Below are 20,438 nucleotides of genomic sequence, written 5' to 3' on the forward strand. Positions count from 1 at the left end.
GCTCCCTCCCATAACAAACATACCTGATCCGGCCGGAACGCGCGAACCTGTCATTGATCATCTCTATGGATCATTCTATTAGGCAAGCTTCGCCACACCAATGCACCTCAAGAATAGGATGGGGCAGCGTCCGAGCTTCGACCTATCAGCGTGTAGGCCAATCTCCCTTTCTGCGGTTTGCCGGTTTCTCTCCTTCATTCGGTTTTCGAGCTATCGCCTTCCGGTCTCCATCTTTCCCGTGCAACCTATGGCGCACCGGCAAGGCACTAAGCGCTCCCCGATTCAACGTATCCACACTGCCATCCAGCGTCAAAAGCCGAACCTTGCGCTCAGGAAAAAAGCGCTCCAAAACCAACAACCCTTCTGATTGATTTCGACTGAGCCTCGCCAAGTCACAGGTCATGATGCAATCCATTCCTCCGTCATTGATGTCCCGCAGCATGGCCTGAAACGCCGGGCGGTTGAAATGGATGCCGCTGTAACCATCATCCGCATACACATTCACCAATCGCCAGCCCTGCTGCACCACATATTCCATCAACCGAGCTTTTTGATCGGCAATACCGGCGCTCTCTGCAATACCGTCATCCCTTCTTCCCACGCGACAATAAATCCCTACCCGATAAACCTTGTCCTGATTCGCTTCCAATGGTTCACACCTCCTCGTTTGGATACGCCATGAGAAAAAGCCTGCCGCCGGGGAAGGGCAACAGGCTCTTGGAAGAGTACATATCGCCGGGCTTATGGATATTTGCTATCTGGATTTTCGCCCCTATTGCGGCTCGCTACTGCGGCGGAATTGGACAAGACAGACGTTGAGTTCGTATAATCTGGTTATACAAATTTTGAATGGAGGTGTTGCATCTTGAAAGAAGGTATTCGTTATGAGTTTCACCATACGGGTATTCCCACGACGGAAATCAAGCCTGATGAAAAATATAGCGCATCAGCCAAAATGTACACTTCAGATCATGATGGCCAATTTCGAATCCAATGGCATCGTTTTGAGCCGGATTCCCCCTTGCACCCGCTGATGAAGTCCTTGCCTCATGTGGCCTTTAAAGTGAATGATTTAGAAGCTGCCATTGAGGGAGAAGAAGTGATTTTAGGACCATACGAACCTATTGACGATTATCGAGTTGCCGTGATTAACGATAATGGCGTGCCGGTCGAACTCATCCAAACATCTCTTTCAGATGAAGTGCTCTGGAGCAGGGCAAAAAAAGGGCAAGGTTCGCTTTATCGAAGCACGTCATCGTAACTGACGGAAATCATCCTGCTTCTACCATCCGTCACCGCTCCTGCCGGTTCGCTCTTTTGCGGTCCGGCAACTCCGGTTCCTCGTCAGCCACGCCTGCGTCTATCGCCTCGTTCTCCCGCTTATCCATATTCAGCAGCGCATTCAGCTCCGCCAGCCGCACCGACTTGGCCTGCAACTCCTGCTCCTGCTTAAAGGGAGCCTCAATCTCCTCCTTCGCCGTTTCCATCTGCTTATGGAGCGTGACCAGTTGACCGCGGCAATAGGCAAGCTTCTCCGGCAGCGCAACAAGTGCATTGTTCAGCCGAGTTAAATTTCCGCTTGCATCGGTACCAAGCGAAATGCTATGCCCCAACGCGCCGCGCAATGTCGCTTTGTACTCCTTATGAAAGCTGTCGAACGAAACCCATAGGGAGAAGCCCAGGTATTGGCCGATCTCCTGCGGATCGGGAGATGTCATCCCCTTGCAGGCTTCCAGCAGCGCCGCGCCTGCCGATGCGCGTTCCTTATACGTAAACTCCTTGATCGTCATTCCGGCAAAGGCGGCTTCTTCGCCGTCCATTTTTTCGGTATCCTGACGACTATACAAAGCCACATCCTGCTCATACCCGGCAATCCGTTCTTCCGTCGATTTGATCTGCTGCGGCAACAGCTTGAGCAGCCGATCCTCCAGCGCATAACGCTGGCTTAGATGGTTGGCCTTGAGCAGCTTGAGCTTGGACACTTGAATGTCCAAGTCCATCTTTTCCTTAATATACGGATTGCCGGTCGCCAGTGCCTTCACTTCGGCGTAAGAAAGAGCCGCTTCATCAATGTCTTCGGCAGAGCGAACCGGCGACTTGCTCGTCATGATTTGCGAGATAAAGCGCTGCTTGTTTTCGAGCGTCTGGTAGAGGTAGGCATCAAATGTGTTTTCCGTCACGTAGCGGTAAATATGCGCTTCGCTGTTCTGGTTGCCCTGGCGAATCACGCGACCTAAACGTTGTTCCAAATCGCGCGGACGCCATGGGCAATCGAGGTCATGAATGGCTACCAGCTTCGTCTGCACATTCGTACCGGCCCCCATTTTGAACGTCGATCCCAGCAGAACGCGAACCTGTCCCGCCCGCACCTTGCCAAACAGTTCTTTCTTCTGCGCATCTGTATTGGCCTCATGAATATAGGCGATCTCCGTCGCCGGAACACCCTTCTCCAATAATTTGCGCTTGATCTCATCATAAACATTGAAGGTTCCGTCCGCTTTCGGGGTAGACAAATCGCAAAAGACCAATTGCGTGAGCCGTTGCTCTTGCCCGTCCTGCCAATGCCGGTAAATGTTATTCGCGCAGGCGCTGATCTTACTGCCTTCATCATCCGGCAGCAGCGGATTGGCCAGCCGCTGATCGAGCGCCAGCTTGCGCCCGTCATTCGTGATCAGCAGCATATTGTCCTCGTGCGGCTCGACCGCCTTGGCCCGAACCTGCTCTGCGCGGCGGGCAAGGTCGGCTACCATATCCCGTTGAAACTCGCTTGGCGGGACAGCCACATTATGAAAATGCGCCTGCGGCACCGGGAGCTGGAGCATATCGACGGTCTGGATGTCGGCCACTTCCTTGAACATATTCATCAGTTCCGGCAAATTGTAGAACCGGGCAAAGCGGGTTTTCGCCTGATACCCTGTTCCTGCCGGAGCCAGTTCAATTGCGGTGACGGTTTCGCCAAACGTGGACGCCCACGAATCAAAATGCTGCAAGCCCTGCTTCTGCAAGCTCCCATACTGCAAATACCGCTGCATCGTATACATTTCCGTGATAGAATTCGAGATTGGCGTTCCCGTTGCGAAAATAATGCCGCGTCCGCCCGTCAGTTCATCCAGATAACGGCACTTCATAAACATGTCCGACGACTTTTGCGCTTCGGTCTGCGATAGCCCCGCAACATTGCGCATTTTGGTGTACAGGAACAAGTTCTTGTATGAATCCGCCTCGTCCACGAACAGCCGATCCACACCCAATTCCTCAAACGTGACTACATCGTCTTTACGGCTCGTATCGTTCAATTTTTCGAGCTTGATTTGCAGCGTCTTCTTCGTCTTCTCCAATTGCTTGATCGCATACCGCTCGCCCTTGGCCTCTTTCAACTCCCGAATGCCGCCGGTAATCTCGTAAATCTGCTCCTCCAGTTGCTGGCGCTGGCGTTCCAGGGAAATCGGAATCTTCTCAAACTGTGAGTGCCCGATAATGATCGCGTCATAGTCTCCGGTCGCAATGCGGGCGCAAAACGTTTTGCGGTTTTTCGTCTCAAAATCCTTTTTTGTTGTCACCAGCACATTCGCCGACGGATAAAGCTGCAAGAACTCCGCCGCCCACTGCTCTATCAAGTGGTTCGGGACAACAAACATGCTTTTGTTGCACAAACCCAAATGCTTGCTCTCCATCGCTGCGGCGGTCATCGCGAATGTTTTGCCCGCGCCGACACAATGGGCAAAGAGCGCATTGCCGCCGTAGAGCGCGCGGGCAACTGCGTTCACCTGATGCTGCCGTAGCCGAATTTCCGGATTCATGCCGCTCAACCGGACATGGCTGCCGTCATATTCCCGCGGCCGAATGGCATTAAATCGCTCATTGTACAGGCGTGTAAGCCGCTCACGTCGCTGCGGATCTCTCCAAAGCCATTCGCCGAACGCTTCCTTGATCAGTTCCTGCTTTTGCTGGGCAATGGCCGTATCCTTCCGGTTCAGCACCCTTTTTTCTACGCCGTTTTCCACCACTGTTTCGAAAATGCGCACATCTCGTAAATTGAGCGTATCCTCCATAATTTTGTATGCATTGATTCGCTCCGTGCCGTAGGTAACGTTGGCTTTAATGTTGTTGCTTCGATCATCGCTTTTACCCCGCACGTTCCAGGCGGCTGTGTAATCGGAATAGAGCACCTGAATGGAAGGGCGAAACATCGGCGGCGTGTCCAGCAACTCGAACATAAAGTCCCGCACGACCTCGGCAGGCAGCCAGGTCGCTCCCAGCCGAACATCGATTTCGGAAGCCGTCAAATCCGGCGGCTGCACCGCCTCCAGCGCCTTGACATTTTCGCCATAGCGCTCCGCATCATAGCCCGCAAATTGCTTTGCGATACGCAGCTTGTCGCGCACATGGCCGGACAAATACGCATCCGCTGTCTCGTAAAGCGGCTCTCCATCCTCGTCCATCTGTTCGGGATTGGGAAAGATAACGCCGCGCAAATCCTGCACCAGCTTTTCTGTGGGGATACCGGTCAGTTCGCTCATATAAGCCAAATCCACCCGAGCCTTGACGCCGATGGACACCGCCAATGCTTCGGACGCCGTATCCACCTGCTCTACTTGCGTCCGTTGCCGGATGGTGCGTTTCGTAAACATGTCGGCCTTGCGCTGCATACGCCCTTCATCGTCGAGGATTTCCAATGAGCAGAGCAGGAAGTAGGAACTGTCATCCGAAAAGGCGAGACTGTTGGCGCGGCTGTTGATCAGCCCATATTGCGCTGTGAAGCGATCATACTGCATGTTTAGCTTGCGCTGCTGTTCGCGAATCGCTTCCTCGCTGTAGTTCTCGGTCTGGTATTCGATCAGGTCGCGCACGGTATTGCGCAACTGGATCATGCCTTTGATGCGTCCCGTCGCCGTTGCCGAGGTCTCGACCGGATGCATTTGGCTGTTTTGGCGGAAATAGACCTTACCTTCCACCAGCGTAAAGCTGAAATTGCGCACGTTCGGATCGGCGGGCAAGGAAGCCTCCGCTTCCTCCGGCTGCTCCTCACGCTCTCCTTCTACCCATTCGGCGTGAATATTGGTCAATGCCTCGCGCAGCAGCTCATCAAGCGGTGCATCCGGGTACGGTCGGCATGTCGTTTCCTCGCGGTTGCCGTACATTTTGTCATCAAACGCCATCGTACCCAGCACCATATCCGGTTGAGCGGCAAAGTAGGCGTTGATCGGCACGCCATCCTCTGTTTCGGCCAACGCCAGCCACGGCTCGCTTTTCTCGTTGACCGTCACCATGCGATCCCGTTTTTGCAAAAAGAGAATGTCTGCGGTCACTTCCGTTCCCGCATTGGCCAGAAACGCATTGCTCGGCAGACGCACAGCCCCGAGCAAGGTCGCCCGTTCCGCGATGTACCTGCGAACCGCCGGATTTTGCTTGTCCATCGTCCCCTTGGAGGTAATGAAGGCGATGATGCCGCCTGGCCGCACCTTGTCGAGCGTCTTCGCAAAAAAATAATCGTGAATTAAAAACTTGTGCTTGTCATATTTTTTGTCCACCACGCCATAGCCGCCGAACGGCACATTACCAATGGCAAGGTCAAAGAAGCTGTCCGGCAGATTCGTCCGCTCGTATCCGCTGATCGCAATGGAAGCCTGCGGGTACAACTGCTTGGCGATTCGCCCGGTCAAGCTGTCGAGTTCCACGCCAAACAGCCGTGAATCCTGAAACGATTCCGGCACCAAACCAAAGAAGTTGCCAATCCCGCAGGAAGGCTCCAAAATATTGCCTCGCCGAAAGCCCATTTGCTCCAGGCACTCATACATCGCCTGAATGACCGTTGGCGACGTATAATGGGCGTTCAAGGTTGAGGCCCGGGCAGACGCAAACTCCTCCGGGGTCAGCAGCGCTTGCAGTTCGGCATATTCAGCAGCCCATTGGCTGTTGGCATCATCGAATGCCTGTGGGATGCCGCCCCATCCCACATAATGCGCCAGCACCGCCTGCTCCTCCGCATTCGCTTGGCGGTTTTCCTGCTCCAACTGCTGGAGCAGCCGAATCGCTTCCACATTTCGTCTGAATTTCGTTTTTGCACCGCCGTGCCCCAAGGCATAATCCGCAATGCGGTAATTGCTCGCCGGTTCGCGTGGGTGGGCAGCAGCCTCGTTAATAGGCGTAGCAGGTGTTCCGTCTTGTTCGGTTTGCTTTGATGCGGCTTGCGCCGGTTCCTCTGAACGGTCATCCGTTCCATCGCTTTCCCATAACGCTACTTCCGCTTCGGACAGCGGTTCATTGGAGAGCAAATGATCGTTAAGCGGATTGTCGCGCAAGAGGCGTTCCAGTTCGCTGCGGCTCAACTCCTTTGAAAAGAGCGGAAACTGCTTGTCCTGCAACCAAATCTTGCCCGGAGCCAACTGCACGATTTCATATTCATCCGCGCCGACGAAGACCGTGCTGCCTTCGGTATATGCATAACGCAGCTTCATCCGGTCACGCTGCAGGGCATCTGGCGGCGGAGCCAACGGTGGCTCCGGCAACGGGAGCCGCCGTTCTCGCATCTCGGCTTCGCGCTGCCTCCGTTGCTCCTCCAATTGTTCGGCATAGGCGGGCAACTGCTCCGCTTCCCGGCGATTCAAATAACGTCCGGCGGCCAGCAATTCGCCAATCCGCTTTTGCACCTTCATCCAGGGCAGCACCAGCTTCTGATCCTGATCCCCTCGAAAGCCGCGCTCCAACGTAATGCCTTTGCTATCGTGATGCTCATGGATATTCGTACCAATCAAAGCAGGAGCGCGGCCACCTGTCCCATATTCCCGTTTCAAAAAATCGGCATTGTCCTGCGCCGACAGCGATTGCTGAAAATGAAGGGCAATCCGCAGCTTACCAAGCTCGAAGCCGCTGCCGTTTTGCAGCACGGCATCTATGACCTCCTGCGGCCAGACAAACGCAGCGGCTTTTTCCTCCGCCGTCTCCTCCAGCCACATTGTTTGCTGCTCGGCGGACGGCTCCAGCGGCTGCGTCCGGCCAAATTCATTCAGCAGCAGCATGCTGCGGATATGACCGGCAATCACGCCCCAATCGTAGAAGCCTTGGGCCGTCCGGCTATCCGACTTGCCCGTCCAAATATGCAGCACATTTTGGTAAGGCTCCACACCGAGCCAAGTATCCGGCTCCAGTTCCAGCTCCGTCTGCCCCTGCGGGAACAGGCTTCTGACGTACACGGCGCATTCTACCGGATCATCATGGGCATCAAAAAAAGCTGCGATCTCCGCCTTGCTCTCCGAGAGCGGCGTGGTTCGCAGCATATCGTTGATCTGGTTCCCGTCATGAAAAAACGGAAGACGCTTGTCCTCCGTTCCCCGGTCGTGCCATTTTAGCGATACACCAGTTCGGTCAGAATCAGTTCCTCCGCCTGTTGCTTCAGGCTGTTCATGTGACCCGTCCAGCCCAACGGATCGCTCGCTTTGTCCGGTGCCGGGTGCTGCGTCAGCAGTTGCGCGATGGTCTGCTCGATCTGTTCCCTCGCCGTCCGGTCGATCTCCGCCAGATGCGGGTTCAACTGCTCCGAGAGCATCAGGTGAGCGTAGGTGCCCTTGCGCTCGTTTTTCAGAAACGTCTTGCGCAGCAGGCCGTATTTCCCGATGCTCATCGGTTCGGGCTGCGCTAGATCCGGCAGCAGGTAATCCCCGCTCTGTGTGTACGTCAGTTCCATGCTCCATCATCCCTTCGCGTGGTTTACCCTCATTGTGCGGCAACGGTTGTGGCTTTGCAACGGTGCGGATTGCATCCAGAGATTGACTTCGCCTGTTTTGTCGGCGCTGCGCCCGCACGGTAGCCTCGATCTCCCGCAAGATCGTTTCCGTCACATCGCTGATCGCCGCGCCCAAATGCGAAAGCGCGGGCAAAGTGTTGAAATACTCGACACCGGATAAGTCATCGGTGCTGATGTAATGAGTTGGCTCCTGCCCGCAGCGAACCAACGCCATGTAGGCAACGGCGTGCTGCGCGGCTTCCCGAAACAGCAGCTCCACATGCGAGGCGTCCAGTTCTTCGAGCAGGCTATTGTCGCGCTCGGCCAGCAGCATCTGCACATAATCGGCGCTATGATCTTCTACCGCGTTCCGCGCCGCAGCCAGCAGAGAGCCGGGCAATTCCATGGCCGGCTCCCGTTCGTGTCCAAAAGCATTCTCCAGCGTTTCAAGCACAGCCTCCGTATCCGCCTCGTCCATGCGCCAGAGCGGCACATCGCGCGACTGGCGGCTTTGCGTATCCGATACGTCAAACACATGGCGCAGCCCCAGGCTGCTGCCCCGATCCTCAATCAGCGCTATGCCTTTCGCGCCGCGTTTGACCCAACGGTTCAGCTTTTGGTTCCATACTTCAATCGGGGCACAGGCGGTAGCGTCCGGGCGTTGCGCATAGATTAATAGTTGATCCTGAAACGGATACTTGTAATTCCATGCGGCGGTGCGCAAGAAGTCGGCCCATTGTCCGGTATCGTTCACCACCGCATGCGCTGTGCGGGCGGACAGCTCGACCATGCGCTGCAGCTTGGCTGTCACGGGGACACCTCCTTACCGGATCGTAATTTTGTTGGTCAATCGAATGCCTTCCTCGGAATAACGAGAGGTAAGGTGAATCAATCCGTTTTGCTCCAGGCGATGCAGGTTGCGGCGAATGGCAGAGGTCGAAAGTCCGACCTCTGCCGCGAGGCGGCGGGAAGACAGCCACACGGTGCCGTTTCGCCCGCCAGCGAAGTCCAGCAAATAGCCGTACAGCAGCTTGGCCGCCGGGGGAAGCGCGGCTTCCGCCAGCAGCCGGTAACGCGTCAAATCGTTCATGGCGTCCTCCTATCGTTGCGGCTCCGTTTTTTTCTTCTGCGCGGCGGGCGCGGAAGGGGCTTGCCGCTGCTGCTCGGCCACACGCTCCGGCCGGGCGTAGCAGTACAAGTAGAAGTTGTAATCCCCAGCAAACGGGAAGCAGCGCAAATAATAACGATGCTCCTGCGTCTCCATGCGAAAGCCGTATACGTCCGTACTCCAAGCCCCGGCGATGCGCGCCTCCGGGCGCTTGCTGCAAAAGCGAAGCATATGCTGACGGCTTTTCAGCACGCCTTGGTCACCAATTGCTTGAAACACCTTGCCCAATTCATCTTGAAAGGCTGACGTTTCAAACGGAGAACGCCGGGGAAACCAGGTCACCCAAAACTCCTCGCCGGACCGCCCGAAATCCCCGCGCAGATGGCCGATGCAGGCGCGCCCGATCTCATTTTCGGCCGAAGCCGAATAAAAATAGGCCGCTTCCTCGGGAGCGGCGCTTTGCAGCTTCTCATACATGTCCATTCCTCCCGGCTGGTGAAGTTAATGCGTGCCGCCCGTGCCAAAATCGTCGTAGCTGGACAGGTCGGCATGATAAAACGCCACATCGCCGTCCAGCAAGGAAAACCTTACGCCATACGGATCGACAAAGCTGCGTCCAAAGCCCTCCTTCTGCCATTGGTTGTTCAACGGCGCGTTCTTGTATTGCAAATGCGGCTGGTTCACGTTCCGGTTGCCAATCGTTTCGATATTAAAATTGACGACAATATAGCCGTCGCGCAGGAAGATCGGAGACTGGTCATCCAGCTTGTGCGTGCGTCCGTACTCGGCCACATTAAAGCCCGCTGGCACCGCATACGGCGCTGCTGGCAAGCTGTACTCTCCGCGCCAAAGCTGAACGGCGGCATTCGCTCGCGCTGCATCGACGCCGCTCGGAACCTGCATGCTGCCAATGAAGGTCCGAAGCTGTGGCGGCAACAGCATGCCGTCATAGCCGCCTACGTAAATCTTCTTTTGCGCCGCATCCTTTAAGAATTGCTGGACATATGTCGCTTGATTGCCCGTTGCCCCATTCAGCTTCCAAAGCGTGCTCGCGGTATTCGTCAGTTCTTGTTGCGAAACATTGCGCAGCCGCGTATCCAGCGTCACCAGCCGCTGCTCGGTGTCCTCTGCGGAGCCGATGCGAATAAACCGCTTGTTGCCCGAGTGGTAATACAAGTCCACCGGCTGTCGGTTCTGCCCCTTCTTGTCCACGAAATAGAAGGTAGGCGTAATCAGGATACCGTCGCCCGAACCAAACATATTGCCAAGCGTCTTGACCTCGAATTTGAAGTGATAGCCCGTCTTGATCGCCACGTTTTTCTTGCCGCTCTCCGGGTGACTGCCCGGACGGATCGGCAACATGAAGGGAGCCTTGTTGCCCCGCGCCGCGCCGTCAATCCCGTTCAGCCCGACCCAATAGCTGTTGCCTGTTGGCGTTGCACTGCCTTTTGACGTGCGGAATACCGTCTCCCACTGGTAATCCGCGATGTCGATAATACGGAAATCAAACAAACGACCGATGACTTCGACCGGCACCACCTGCGTCGCCACATGATGGTTCACATCCAGATTGGCACTCGTCTGGGACGTAAACGAGGCCGGGCTGTTTTCGGCAAAGGAGCGAAACAGTACCTCGTAATTTCCTTCATCGACCCACACCGGCAAATAAAACGTCGTCTGTAGCTGGCCAACCGGTATCGAAGTCCAGGTCTCCTTCGGGATCAGCGTAGTGCGGTCAGCCTTGTATACATCGAAGGGGAATCGAACTTGTTTGTCCCGGGTGTACTTGGCGTAATCCCGGTTGCCATAGCCCGTTATGTCCCGGTGCAGCCCGCTGGTCGGAATGGTCACCGTAAAGGGCCGATTCAAAATAAGCGCAGAACGCCCGGATGCCGGAACTGTTTTTTGGTTATGCGCTGATCGTCGGACACAGTGGCCCGAGAAACCACCGGCGTATGCACCGTCACCGGATTGATGCCGGAAATCGGAAAACTTTGATTGCTTCCGCCGCCAATGCCCTTAATCAGCGAGTAGGAGAGCGTCCCACTGCTTGGCTGCGCTGCCTTGTTGATTTTGCCTGAATCAATGACAAACCCGCTGCCGTACAGCACGTTTTGCCCGATCATCGGCGAAGCCGGAATCGCCCCCGGAGCCGGAGCCGTTTCCTCCGTTGTTCGGCTGTCCATGATGGTCTGTCCGTTAAAGACAAGGGAATCGTTCCGCACCTTGATTTTCCCGACCGCCTTTTCCGCTTCATTCTTCCAATTCTCACTAGGCAAGGCAGGACGGCTTGAGCCGCCATATAACGATTGGCCGGGCAAGGTCACATTGCGATACACCGGATCGGTCACATGCGCTGATAGCGAAGCATCATGGCTGGCCGAAACGGTTGGCGGCGTGTAGCCACTCGGTTGCAGCGTCACCTTGCCGCCCGGCAAGGCATAGTTGGATATTTCAGCGCGCTGAAAGCCGTACACTTCCAGGCGATCAATCAGCCAGTAGCTGAACTTGCGTTCCACCGTATAGTTTTGCGTAACCGTTTGAGTAGCGGAGCGCGATACCGGGATAGTGGTCGGGTTGCCCCCGCTATCTGGCGGGCCGGAGACATATTCCGTCCAATGCAGCGAATAGGTGCGGCTGACCGTGACCGGATACTGTTTTGTTCCCTTGATCTCCGTAAATTTGTTTCGGTACAAATAGGCTTTCGCACTCGCGTTCACATACAGGCTTTCCGATGTTGGGATGCCCTTGCTCACATCAAATCGTTCCGCGCCGCGCGCATCTGCCTTAATAACCGCTGATGCCGATGCGTCCATGTCCTCGCGCTGCTGCTCGGAGCCGGTTTGCGGGGGTTCTCCGCCGCGATTGATCTGCACCGTGTGATCGGCGGTCGAATCGCCCGTTTGGTTGGCCTTGTCCGTCACCACGACTGTGATTTTGACAGTGACAGAATCGCTGCTGCCAAGCGGAATGCGAATCGGAAGCAACTTGCTGGCCGATGTGCCGCTCAGCTCGCCGGTTTGCTGGCTGGCATTGACCAGTTGCGCGTTTTCGATACTCGTAATCCGATAAGACTTGAGCTGGCTTGGCGACTTGGCTTCGAACGTAAAATCGCCCGTGACCGCTGTTTCCGTCGAAGCCGCCTGCCCCGGCGCGTCAATGCGAGAAGTAACAGTAACAGGCGAAGGCACTTTGTAGATGCCCACAAAGTTGGAACCGCTCGGGCCAACCAGAATGGAGCGTTCCCGCAGCTTGCTGTCGCCTTTTTCCTGAATGAACAGCTTCTCTGCCGGATTGCTATTGCTCGTAATGTAGGAGCGAATAATCTCATACGTTTGCCCGCCCTTGGTGATCGTCGCCTCAAAGGTGTGATTCGTTTCCGCTCCTGTCGCAAACTCGCCCTTATCCACCTCCTGCAACACCGTACCGTCTTCCTTCTGATAGTAAGCTTTCACGGGACTCGCAGCTTCCTCATATTCGGCAATCGCGTCCGAACCGCCAAGGGCTACCGTAAAGCTGCGAATACGCACTTTTTCGTTCGTTTCGGGATTTTCCTGCAACCACTTTTTCTGCGTCGTATCCTGCTTCGGGGACAAATAGGAGCGGACGATCCGATACGTTTTCCCGCCATCGGTCAAGGTCGCCGGAAATTCGTGGTCAATCGTTTCCCCGATTTTGTATTTGCCCTTCAAAAACGTCACGTCCGGCTTTTGAATGATTCGGGCATCGGCGGTTTTGGCCACGACATCCACCGGAAACTCCGCACTGCGATAGGGAATATGAAGGCCGAAATAGTCGTCAAGATCGTCGGGAACCCGCCAGCCCTCGGCTTGCTTGATGCCCGACAGGGTGTAGAAGGGACCTTTGCGAACCGAGCCGTCTCCGTTGATGGAAACCATGACGGCATAAAAGTACAAGTCGTCATTGTCCTGAATGCCGTCCATGCCTGCCGCCCAAAGTCGCTGAGTCACGATTTCTTCGGGTACTTCGTAGTAGGACGTCAGTGGCTGGCCGGGTATGGGCGGATCAGGATACTGCCCTTTTTGCCTGACCTCCTGATTGAGAAACAGCGCATGCGGTTGATCACGCGGATCACTGCATTGCTTGGGCGTGGTTACAGAGCATACTTGTTCTCGCGTGACGACCCAGCCCACCGTTTTGTAGCGAATGGATGTCGTGGCCGCCGTGCTGGTTATCTCAAATTGGATGGCACCGTCCTTAATATTGATGCCGGGTGAAGCGGCGAATGCTTGTTGAGGGAAAAATGACATAAAAAAAGTACATGCCAGCAGCATGTACAGGATCGGTCGATTCAGTTTTGAATGCACCATATATCTACTCCACCTTTGAAATGGTGTGATTGAAAAATAGACTTGCTGTAGGCGAGACCTTTAATGAATCTCCCCAATCACCGCCAACGCTGGTTTTCATTTTAATATCCGAGTATCCCTCATACCAAACGTCCTTCTCGAATGTGGAATCTTTCGGAAACCATTCGTCGTAAAGCAGGCGTTTATGCTTGTTGAACGCAACAAATTTCATTCTGAATTTAACCCGAATATAATCGCCGCCAAAACCATCGTAAAAAATCATAGATGGCTCTGGATCAAGATACCCCTGTATCTGAATCTTGTTTTCCTTCACCCACTCCACATACTGGCGGATGTATTTCAGTTCCGCATTGGAGTTTTGCATTTTGGTTGCAAACAACGCCTGCGCCCATGCGTCATCAATCGTCTGGTAGTCCACGTTGAGCCACAATGCGCCAAACGTTTTCAGCCTGCCCAACCAGATGTCCACATTCCCTTTGTTGTACTCTGGACTGGTCGAATAGAGCGTGGAAGATACCTTGCGATCCTCTGGAAACGAATATGGATACGCCATCTCGTACATCGCGTTCGGTACATCCTCCAGAATGTACGGGTAATCCGCTGCATTACTCGGCAAATCGGTTGTGCGAATCAGCCTGCCCCACGGATCGGTCTCGCCATTCAAGTGTTCCGTCGTGGACAAAAACACCGTATTCGTTTGGCCGTCCCATTCCACTGCAACGCTAAGAATTTCGCTGACAAATCGCAGCGGGACAAAAGTTCGCCCGCCTTGCATCACCGCCTGAGTATCGAAGGCCACTTCTTCGCCATTGACCGTCGCGACATGACTGCCGATGGTCAAGCGAATGTTCTGATCGTCCTTTTGGATCGGCACCGACCGGCTCTCCGCTTCCCAGCCGACCTTTGCGCCGAGCGCCTCCGCTACAAACCGCACCGGCACCAACGTTCGCTGGTTTTCATCAATGAACGCCTGGGCGTCGGGGAACCACAGCTTCGTACCATCCATCACTACCGTGACAAATGTTGGCGGCTTGGATGCCGCGCTCGCAGTCAGGGCAAACCCATTCACAAGCATGACCACGATCAACACCAGCAATATTCTTTTTTTCAATGGCTTCACTCCTTCATCTCAGTATCGTCCGTATGGAAAAACTTTCTTGTCCCTTCATGATAGGGGATACCGCTGGAGCCTGTCTACCTTGCAAATCGGAAAAGCGGCTCCCATTTTAATGAAGGAACGGGAGCCGCGCCATGCTTACACGCCCGAACCGAGGGTGAAGGTCAACGTCGCCGTATAGGTCGTCGCAACCGTGCCGACCACATCATTCACCTCATACTTGCTGGAGCCGCTGCTGACCGAAGCCACCGTTACGGTTTTCGGCACTGCCAGCGAGTAGGAGACGCCTGCCGTATACTCGCCCATGCCGTAGCCCGGAGCTGCCTGTTTCAGCTTGAGCGGCGTGGAGGACAGCGTACCGTTATAGGCCAGCGGCCCATAGGTCGGATCGACAGCCTGGCCGCTCAAGGCTACGACCGGCGTACCAACCATCACGGATACGGCGCTGGCCGGAATTTTGACGGTATACGTGCCCGAGGTCGTCGGGTCAGGCAAGGAGCCGCTCACAAAATCGGTGGACGAAACAGATACCGACCAGCCTGCACCGCTGCCGCGGCTGTCGCGAACGGTTATCCCATTGGAGGCCGTCGAGATCTGATTCGCGGTGACGTCCAGCGTCACTGCGCTGAAGGAAATGGCCGTCTGCGACGATTGATTCGTGCCTGCGATGATGGACACCGTTTCGGCATGGGCGGCGGCAGGGAGCAGGAGCGCCGTTGCCAAGGCAAGGGGAATCAGTTTGCGAATGAAGTTGAACATGGATCAATTCTCCTTTACAAATGGGGTGATCTATATGAACATTCTGCGCCCGGACGCAGCATGGGATTTTAGCGCGGCTCCCTGGCACGCCGCTTGTCGGCACGTTTTCGCCGCCACGTGACGATCACAATCAGCAGCAATAGTCCGGCATAGAGGTAGATGCGGTGCAACCCAAGCCACGGCGCAGGCAACGGGGAGCCGTCCTCCGCTACCTGAATCACCTCGCCCGAAGACGCCGTTCCCCAGCGGGTGCGTTCTTCTTCGCCCGCCACTTCAAAGGGCAGTACCTTTTGCTCCATCTGCCCGTTGACGTTCGTGATGACCTCCGCCAAATAGGCTCCCGGAGCGAGCGGTCGACTTAGTTCGGCCCGATATTGCGCCACCGTCCCCGCATAAATGGAGTCGAAGCGAGTTTTCAGTTCCAGTACGGGCTTATCTTCGTCCTGCCGCTTGACCTCCACGGTCATCTCCGGTTTGGATAAACTGCCGCCTTCGTTCATGAGCAAAATGGAGAGGAAGGCTTTCTCATTTTCTTTCGCATAGACGGCTCCATGCGGAACCGCCTGCGGCGGCTTCGCTTCGTCCAGCTTGTAGTTGAGGACGACCTGCAAGCCGGTCTTGCGGACCACGCGGGTAACAAACCGCGCCTGCGTATCGTCCGACACTTCCACTGTGTGATCCTGATCGTCGTAAACGCCGATCACCGAGACATATTGACCCGGCTGAACGGAATCGGGGATGCGCATGTTCACGGTAAAGCGTTCTGTTTCTCCTGCCCGCACCGTAATGGGTCGATCCGGCGTTGTATACCAAGCTGCCGAGCTTAGATCCGGATCATTCGGCAACGTAAAATCCTTCCCGCCGCCAAGCGCCGGGATGGCATCCGCCATGTAGAGCAGGGCGGTGATGTCCTTCTCCGTCGGATTGCTCACCTCCACCGCATACTCGCGTTCCTCCCCGGGGACGATTTCCTCGACATAAGCGCCGAGTTGCGGATGGATGCGTTCGGGATCGCCGCTCACGATCAATTGCTGTCCCTTCGCCGGGGCCGAAAACCCCGTTCCAACCCAAAAAAACGTTGCCAGCAGCAACAGTCGAATCCACATGCGTTATTCGCTCCTTTTGTTCAAATTCCGCTGGTCAGTGTCACGGTGAGCGTACACGTATACGTTCCGGCCAACAGGCCAATCGTGTCGCCTGGCTCGTAGGAAGAGGCAGGAGCAGCCTGAAATACCTGTACGGTCAACGGCACCGCCAGCGTCAAAGACATAGCCGTCTCATATCTCCCTGTGCCGTACCCGGCATCTGCCTGCATGATGGGGACGGAGGTCGTCCCCAGTGTTTGTCCCGGCAGGTGCTTGGGGCCGTGAACGGCGTCGATTTCCATACCATTTCGCACCGTAATCGGCGCGGCTCCGCTTACCATCAGGTAGGAGGCTGGAAAGCCGGCGATCAGACTGCTGTTCCCCGTTGTGGGATCAAGTCCCGACCAGTAAAAGGGAGAAGCAGATATGCTCAGCGTCCAACCCGCGTTATAGCCGCGCAAGTCCGATACTGTTATGGGCAAGGTTGCCGAGCTTTGAAGCGAGGACGGCAGGATTACCGATGAAAACGAAGCGGCACCTTTTGCTGTCGTCATCGTCCCGGTCACCAGGCCGGGCAAGGCTCGTGAGCCGCCGCCGTATCCAAGCACACTGCCCGCCCCATAGCCCCAGCTATACAATAAATCGTCGATTGTTCCTGCCAGAACAAAGTTGGATTTGATGCTGCCTACAAATTGAACATCCTCCATCTGTATTTGCACCGGGGAATGGCGATCCGTCCCCGTCCCGTCTCCCAATTTGCCGCTCCAGTTCGAGCCCCAGCCCCAAAGTTCGCCATTCGACAGCTTCGCATGAGTGTAATCGCCACCGGCATGAATCGAGGCTACATTCGATAACGCCGAAAACAACGTCGGCTCATAGCGCCTTACGGTATCGCCAAAGCCCAGTTGTCCATACGTATTCACGCCCCAGCACCAGACCTGACCGTTGCCATCCAAGGCAAAGGAGGAATCGTTCCCTGCCGACACGCTGACGATGTTGGCCAAGGTACTTTGCCAGTACGGCGTCGTTACCGGCGGTCCGGCTCCTCCATTGCCAATGCCGCCGTAGCTGTTGCTCCCCCAAGCGTATACATGGCCATTCGTCGTGACGGCCAGGCTATGAGTGCCGCCAGCCGCGACGGTTAGAATCGAAGATAGCTCCGGCACTTGAACCGGCGATGTCTTGCTCGTGGTCGTCCCATCGCCAAGCTGCCCCTGTTGATTCTCTCCAACTGCCCATAACGTCCCGTCCTCACGTACAAACAGCGCAAAATGGACTCCGGCCTCCACTTGCGTCACATCGGACAATGAAAGTAGCGTTGGTTCATTTCTCTGCTGCGTGTCGCCAAGACCAAGCTGCCCCTCTGCTCCACGCCCCCAAACCCATACCGAACCATCGGCTTGCAGCGCATAGCCTGAGGTGGGGCCGCAAGCGATGTCCGTGATCTGATGCAGAGATTGAATCCGAGTAGGGAACGAAACGACAGTACCGCCGGAATCGTATCCCAACTGCCGTTGTTGATTGCTGCCCCACGACCAAACCGTGCCGTCCGATTTTAACGCCATGGCAAATTCACTGCCGCCGCAAGCCTGGGTATACACAGGCCCGGCTGCTTGCGCGGCGGGGATATGGACGGCAAGCCATAGCAAAATTCCGATCATTACTCGGACATACACATCCGGCTTCCTCCTTTCGATAATGCCAGCTATTGCGGACAGGGCAGCGGCATGTACCCTTTGCGCGCAGCCGCTTGCTCGCTGGCAAACACCTCTTCGCGCGGATATCCGTAGCCGCAAGAGCTACGGAAATAAACCTTCATCGCGTCTTTGCGAGCGCCGATTATAGCCTCCTGTTTCAGCACCCGACTTCCTCCCAACGCATAGCTGTTGTACACCTTCGCGCCCATCGGAATGCCTTGCAAAAACGCCATGACGCCCACATCGTCGATACTGTTGCTCCAGTCCTCGTCCGGGATTAGCGGCAAGGTGAACACGTACGAAAATCCGGATCGGGAGACGGTTTCATTGTATTGGTTGATCCGATATGCCAGTTCATCCTGAATCGCCCGGACAATCGTGCTGCGCCGTATCTGCTCAAATTGTTCGGCATCCTGCAGGAGCGGAATTGACGTTTGCTGTCGAATGTCCTGCCGCAAGCCCTCGTGCCAGCTTCCGCTTGCTGCATCGTAGGCCAGCACCTCCTGATCCAGCGTAAACGACAGGCTGTTGCCCGCCGCATCGGCGTATGCATACGGCTTCTTCGCACCCCAAACCGGCTTCATCACCGCCTTCCCGTCAGCGCCAGTCCATTCGTGTTCGCTATACACATAGAAGCCGTCATACCCCACAATGACAATCGCGGGAATGTAGCGGCGCAGCGTGCCTTGCGCCACCGGATCGTCCGCGATGCCAAAGCCCGCATCAAGCGTCCGATAAAACGCCGCAATGGCATCTTCCTTATTCAGTGCGACCCGTTTCTCCGAGCCGTACTGCGCTTCTCGTTGCTGACTGGCATTGCCAATTAACTGGCTCGCCGCATCTTCCACCGCCGCATCTAACGCAGCGTCATATCGTAATTCGGTCAGCAGCGTCCGCCGCAGCGCATCCGTCTCAATACGATTGATGGTCGCAAAGGGAAGGAACAACAGCGCGCCGACAATCGCCCACTCAATCCATCGCATGGCGCACCATCCCTCCGTAAGGAATAACGATCTTTTCATTTGGACTGATGGTGTTGTTCAGCATGTCAAAGATCAGCGTCCCCGCCGTCCGGTTCGTATTGCGCACCGTAACTGAGAAGCTATCGCCAACCCGCATGCGGTAGCGGCGGCTTGGATCATCTCTGGCTAGCGTATTGTCAGGAAACAGTACCGGCAAAATCTGTGCGTCATAGTACGAATCGAAATGTATTTCATAGATGCCGCGGAACGTTTCCGGTCGAGTTGGGTCATCGTAGACCGGTACATATTTCTTGCTGCCATGCTCCATCTCGACCGTAAAGCTATTGCCCGTTGCAGCCAATGCGACCATAAAATCGTAGTACATCGCGGGCGTAATGCCGCCCTTGTCGCGCACCGCATCCACAAATGAGGTCGTCGCCCGCAGCGCCACCAGCTCGGAAATATCGTCCTGCTGGTCAAAGGCGGCGGCGAGCGGATACAGGTAGAGCAAAAGGAGCGCAATCAGCACCGCAAACAGCTTGATCAGCGTGTTCATGGCACTCGCCTCAACATCAGCCGCAGCGACCGTCCGCTCTCATCCCGCTCATATTGCGGCACATATTTCGCTTGCAGGTGGATGCCGCTCACGCGAAGCTGCCCCCGTTCCAGCGTCGCTGCGTATCGGACACCGTCCACGATGATTTCCGCATCGCCTTCTTCCAGCCTCGCAATCGCGTGGAGCACCTCCGCTCCGCTGATCGTGCCGTCACTGGCTATCGGGCTAGCGGTTTGATGCAAGCTGCGATCCTGGACTTGGCCTGAGACGTAGGCTAGCGTGTTGAGCAAAGCCCCGTTTTGAAACAGCAGCAGGCCCGTTCCCACCGCGAGCAGAAACACCAGAAAAGCGACACTCATCTCCATCATCATTCTCGGGACGTAATCCATCCGCTTCTCCTCCTTTCAGCCGAAAGCGCCCGGGAAGCTCCGGGCACCTTCGGTCCTTCATGCGGCCTTACTGCTGCCGGAACACAATGCCGCGAATGACATTGCTGCTGTCCAGCACCAGGTTCGCGCGGAACTTGCCGCTCGGATTGACATAGTTAATATCCGCCTCGTCTACCGTTTGGGCGATCAGGCCGGGAGCAACGCCAACGACCGTACCGTAGGTCACGTTATCCATCGGCACACTCGTATTGATCGTTTTGCCGTACCATTGTCCGGCCGGATTTTTGCCGGTGAAAATCTGAATACCGAACTGATCGACATCGCGGAATTTACGCAGCGCGTTAACGACCTGGCTGCCGGACAACGTCGTATTGTCGTATACCGTAAAGGCCGTTTGCGACAGCTCGGTTTGAATGTTACTGAAATTGCTTTGCGCCGCCTTGGTGGAATCCTGGGCGGAAACAAACAAAACCACCGCCAAGGTAATGAGGGCAATAGCCAAGAAAATACCTGCCGCCATCACCAGCGCTTTTTGTGCATTGGACATTGGACTCGCTCCTTATCATTGGGATCGACAAAAAGCCTTCCCCGTGAAGAAAGGAAGGATCATCGTGCGCTTACTGAATACGTTGAAGCTGGTCGTAGTAAGCGGTCATTTGCTGCAGGCTAACGACAATGAGCGGTATCACCAAATACCCGAAAATCAGCGTC

Annotated in this window: 15 protein-coding genes; 1 reads left to right on the forward strand and 14 read right to left on the reverse strand. The window is 55.6% G+C overall.

Annotation, left to right across the window (positions count from 1 at the left end):
• Positions 1-145: 145 nt before the first annotated feature.
• Positions 146-649 carry a recombinase family protein gene (locus ACFO3S_RS18810; protein WP_378099260.1) on the reverse strand — a complete coding sequence of 168 codons (504 nt, stop codon included), beginning with the start codon at positions 647-649 and terminating at the stop codon, positions 146-148.
• A 216-nt stretch (positions 650-865) separates the two neighbouring features.
• On the opposite strand from ACFO3S_RS18810, the gene ACFO3S_RS18815 reads away from it, so the two are divergent.
• Positions 866-1,261, forward strand: a complete 396-nt coding sequence (locus ACFO3S_RS18815) for a VOC family protein (RefSeq protein WP_378099262.1) — start codon at positions 866-868, stop codon at positions 1,259-1,261.
• 31 nt (positions 1,262-1,292) lie between these two features.
• On the opposite strand, the gene ACFO3S_RS18820 is transcribed toward ACFO3S_RS18815, so the two are convergent.
• The 13 genes from ACFO3S_RS18820 to ACFO3S_RS18890 all read right to left on the reverse strand — a co-directional run bounded on the left by ACFO3S_RS18820 (position 1,293) and on the right by ACFO3S_RS18890 (position 20,274).
• Positions 1,293-8,534, reverse strand: coding sequence for a helicase-related protein (locus tag ACFO3S_RS18820; protein WP_465251408.1), 7,242 nt, complete (start codon positions 8,532-8,534; stop codon positions 1,293-1,295).
• A gap of 12 nt (positions 8,535-8,546) precedes the next feature.
• The gene (locus ACFO3S_RS18835; RefSeq protein ID WP_378099270.1) at positions 8,547-8,813 is read right to left on the reverse strand and encodes a helix-turn-helix domain-containing protein; all 267 of its coding nucleotides are present in this window, start codon (positions 8,811-8,813) and stop codon (positions 8,547-8,549) included.
• Positions 8,814-8,822: 9 nt separating this feature from the next.
• Positions 8,823-9,308: a hypothetical protein gene (locus ACFO3S_RS18840; protein ID WP_378099272.1), complete on the reverse strand. Its 486-nt coding sequence runs from the start codon at positions 9,306-9,308 to the stop codon at positions 8,823-8,825.
• Positions 9,309-9,332: 24 nt separating this feature from the next.
• Complete coding sequence (locus ACFO3S_RS18845; RefSeq protein ID WP_378099273.1) at positions 9,333-10,700, reverse strand: hypothetical protein; 1,368 nt, start codon at positions 10,698-10,700, stop codon at positions 9,333-9,335.
• Complete coding sequence (locus ACFO3S_RS18850; protein ID WP_378099274.1) at positions 10,697-13,162, reverse strand: DUF5704 domain-containing protein; 2,466 nt, start codon at positions 13,160-13,162, stop codon at positions 10,697-10,699. Before ACFO3S_RS18850 ends, ACFO3S_RS18845 begins: the two co-directional genes overlap by 4 nt.
• A gap of 4 nt (positions 13,163-13,166) precedes the next feature.
• Positions 13,167-14,273, reverse strand: a complete 1,107-nt coding sequence (locus ACFO3S_RS18855; RefSeq protein ID WP_378099276.1) for a copper amine oxidase N-terminal domain-containing protein — start codon at positions 14,271-14,273, stop codon at positions 13,167-13,169.
• Between the two features lie 144 nt (positions 14,274-14,417).
• Entirely contained in the window at positions 14,418-15,002 is a 585-nt protein-coding gene (locus tag ACFO3S_RS18860) for a WxL domain-containing protein (protein WP_378099278.1), read from the reverse strand.
• A 104-nt stretch (positions 15,003-15,106) separates the two neighbouring features.
• Positions 15,107-16,144, reverse strand: coding sequence for a hypothetical protein (locus tag ACFO3S_RS18865; protein ID WP_378099280.1), 1,038 nt, complete (start codon positions 16,142-16,144; stop codon positions 15,107-15,109).
• A gap of 20 nt (positions 16,145-16,164) precedes the next feature.
• Complete coding sequence (locus ACFO3S_RS18870) at positions 16,165-17,799, reverse strand: RCC1 domain-containing protein (RefSeq protein WP_378099282.1); 1,635 nt, start codon at positions 17,797-17,799, stop codon at positions 16,165-16,167.
• 29 nt (positions 17,800-17,828) lie between these two features.
• Positions 17,829-18,803, reverse strand: a complete 975-nt coding sequence (locus ACFO3S_RS18875; protein ID WP_378099283.1) for a hypothetical protein — start codon at positions 18,801-18,803, stop codon at positions 17,829-17,831.
• A complete protein-coding gene (locus ACFO3S_RS18880; RefSeq protein ID WP_378099285.1) occupies positions 18,790-19,338 on the reverse strand; it encodes a hypothetical protein in 549 nt (182 codons plus the stop codon). Before ACFO3S_RS18880 ends, ACFO3S_RS18875 begins: the two co-directional genes overlap by 14 nt.
• Complete coding sequence (locus ACFO3S_RS18885; RefSeq protein WP_378099287.1) at positions 19,335-19,727, reverse strand: hypothetical protein; 393 nt, start codon at positions 19,725-19,727, stop codon at positions 19,335-19,337. The genes ACFO3S_RS18880 and ACFO3S_RS18885 overlap by 4 nt, the downstream gene beginning before the upstream one ends.
• 67 nt (positions 19,728-19,794) lie before the next feature.
• Positions 19,795-20,274, reverse strand: a complete 480-nt coding sequence (locus tag ACFO3S_RS18890) for an ABC transporter permease (protein WP_249861947.1) — start codon at positions 20,272-20,274, stop codon at positions 19,795-19,797.
• Positions 20,275-20,438: the final 164 nt, after the last annotated feature.

This window comes from Cohnella hongkongensis (assembly GCF_042654645.1).
GTDB lineage: Bacteria > Bacillota > Bacilli > Paenibacillales > Paenibacillaceae > Cohnella > Cohnella hongkongensis.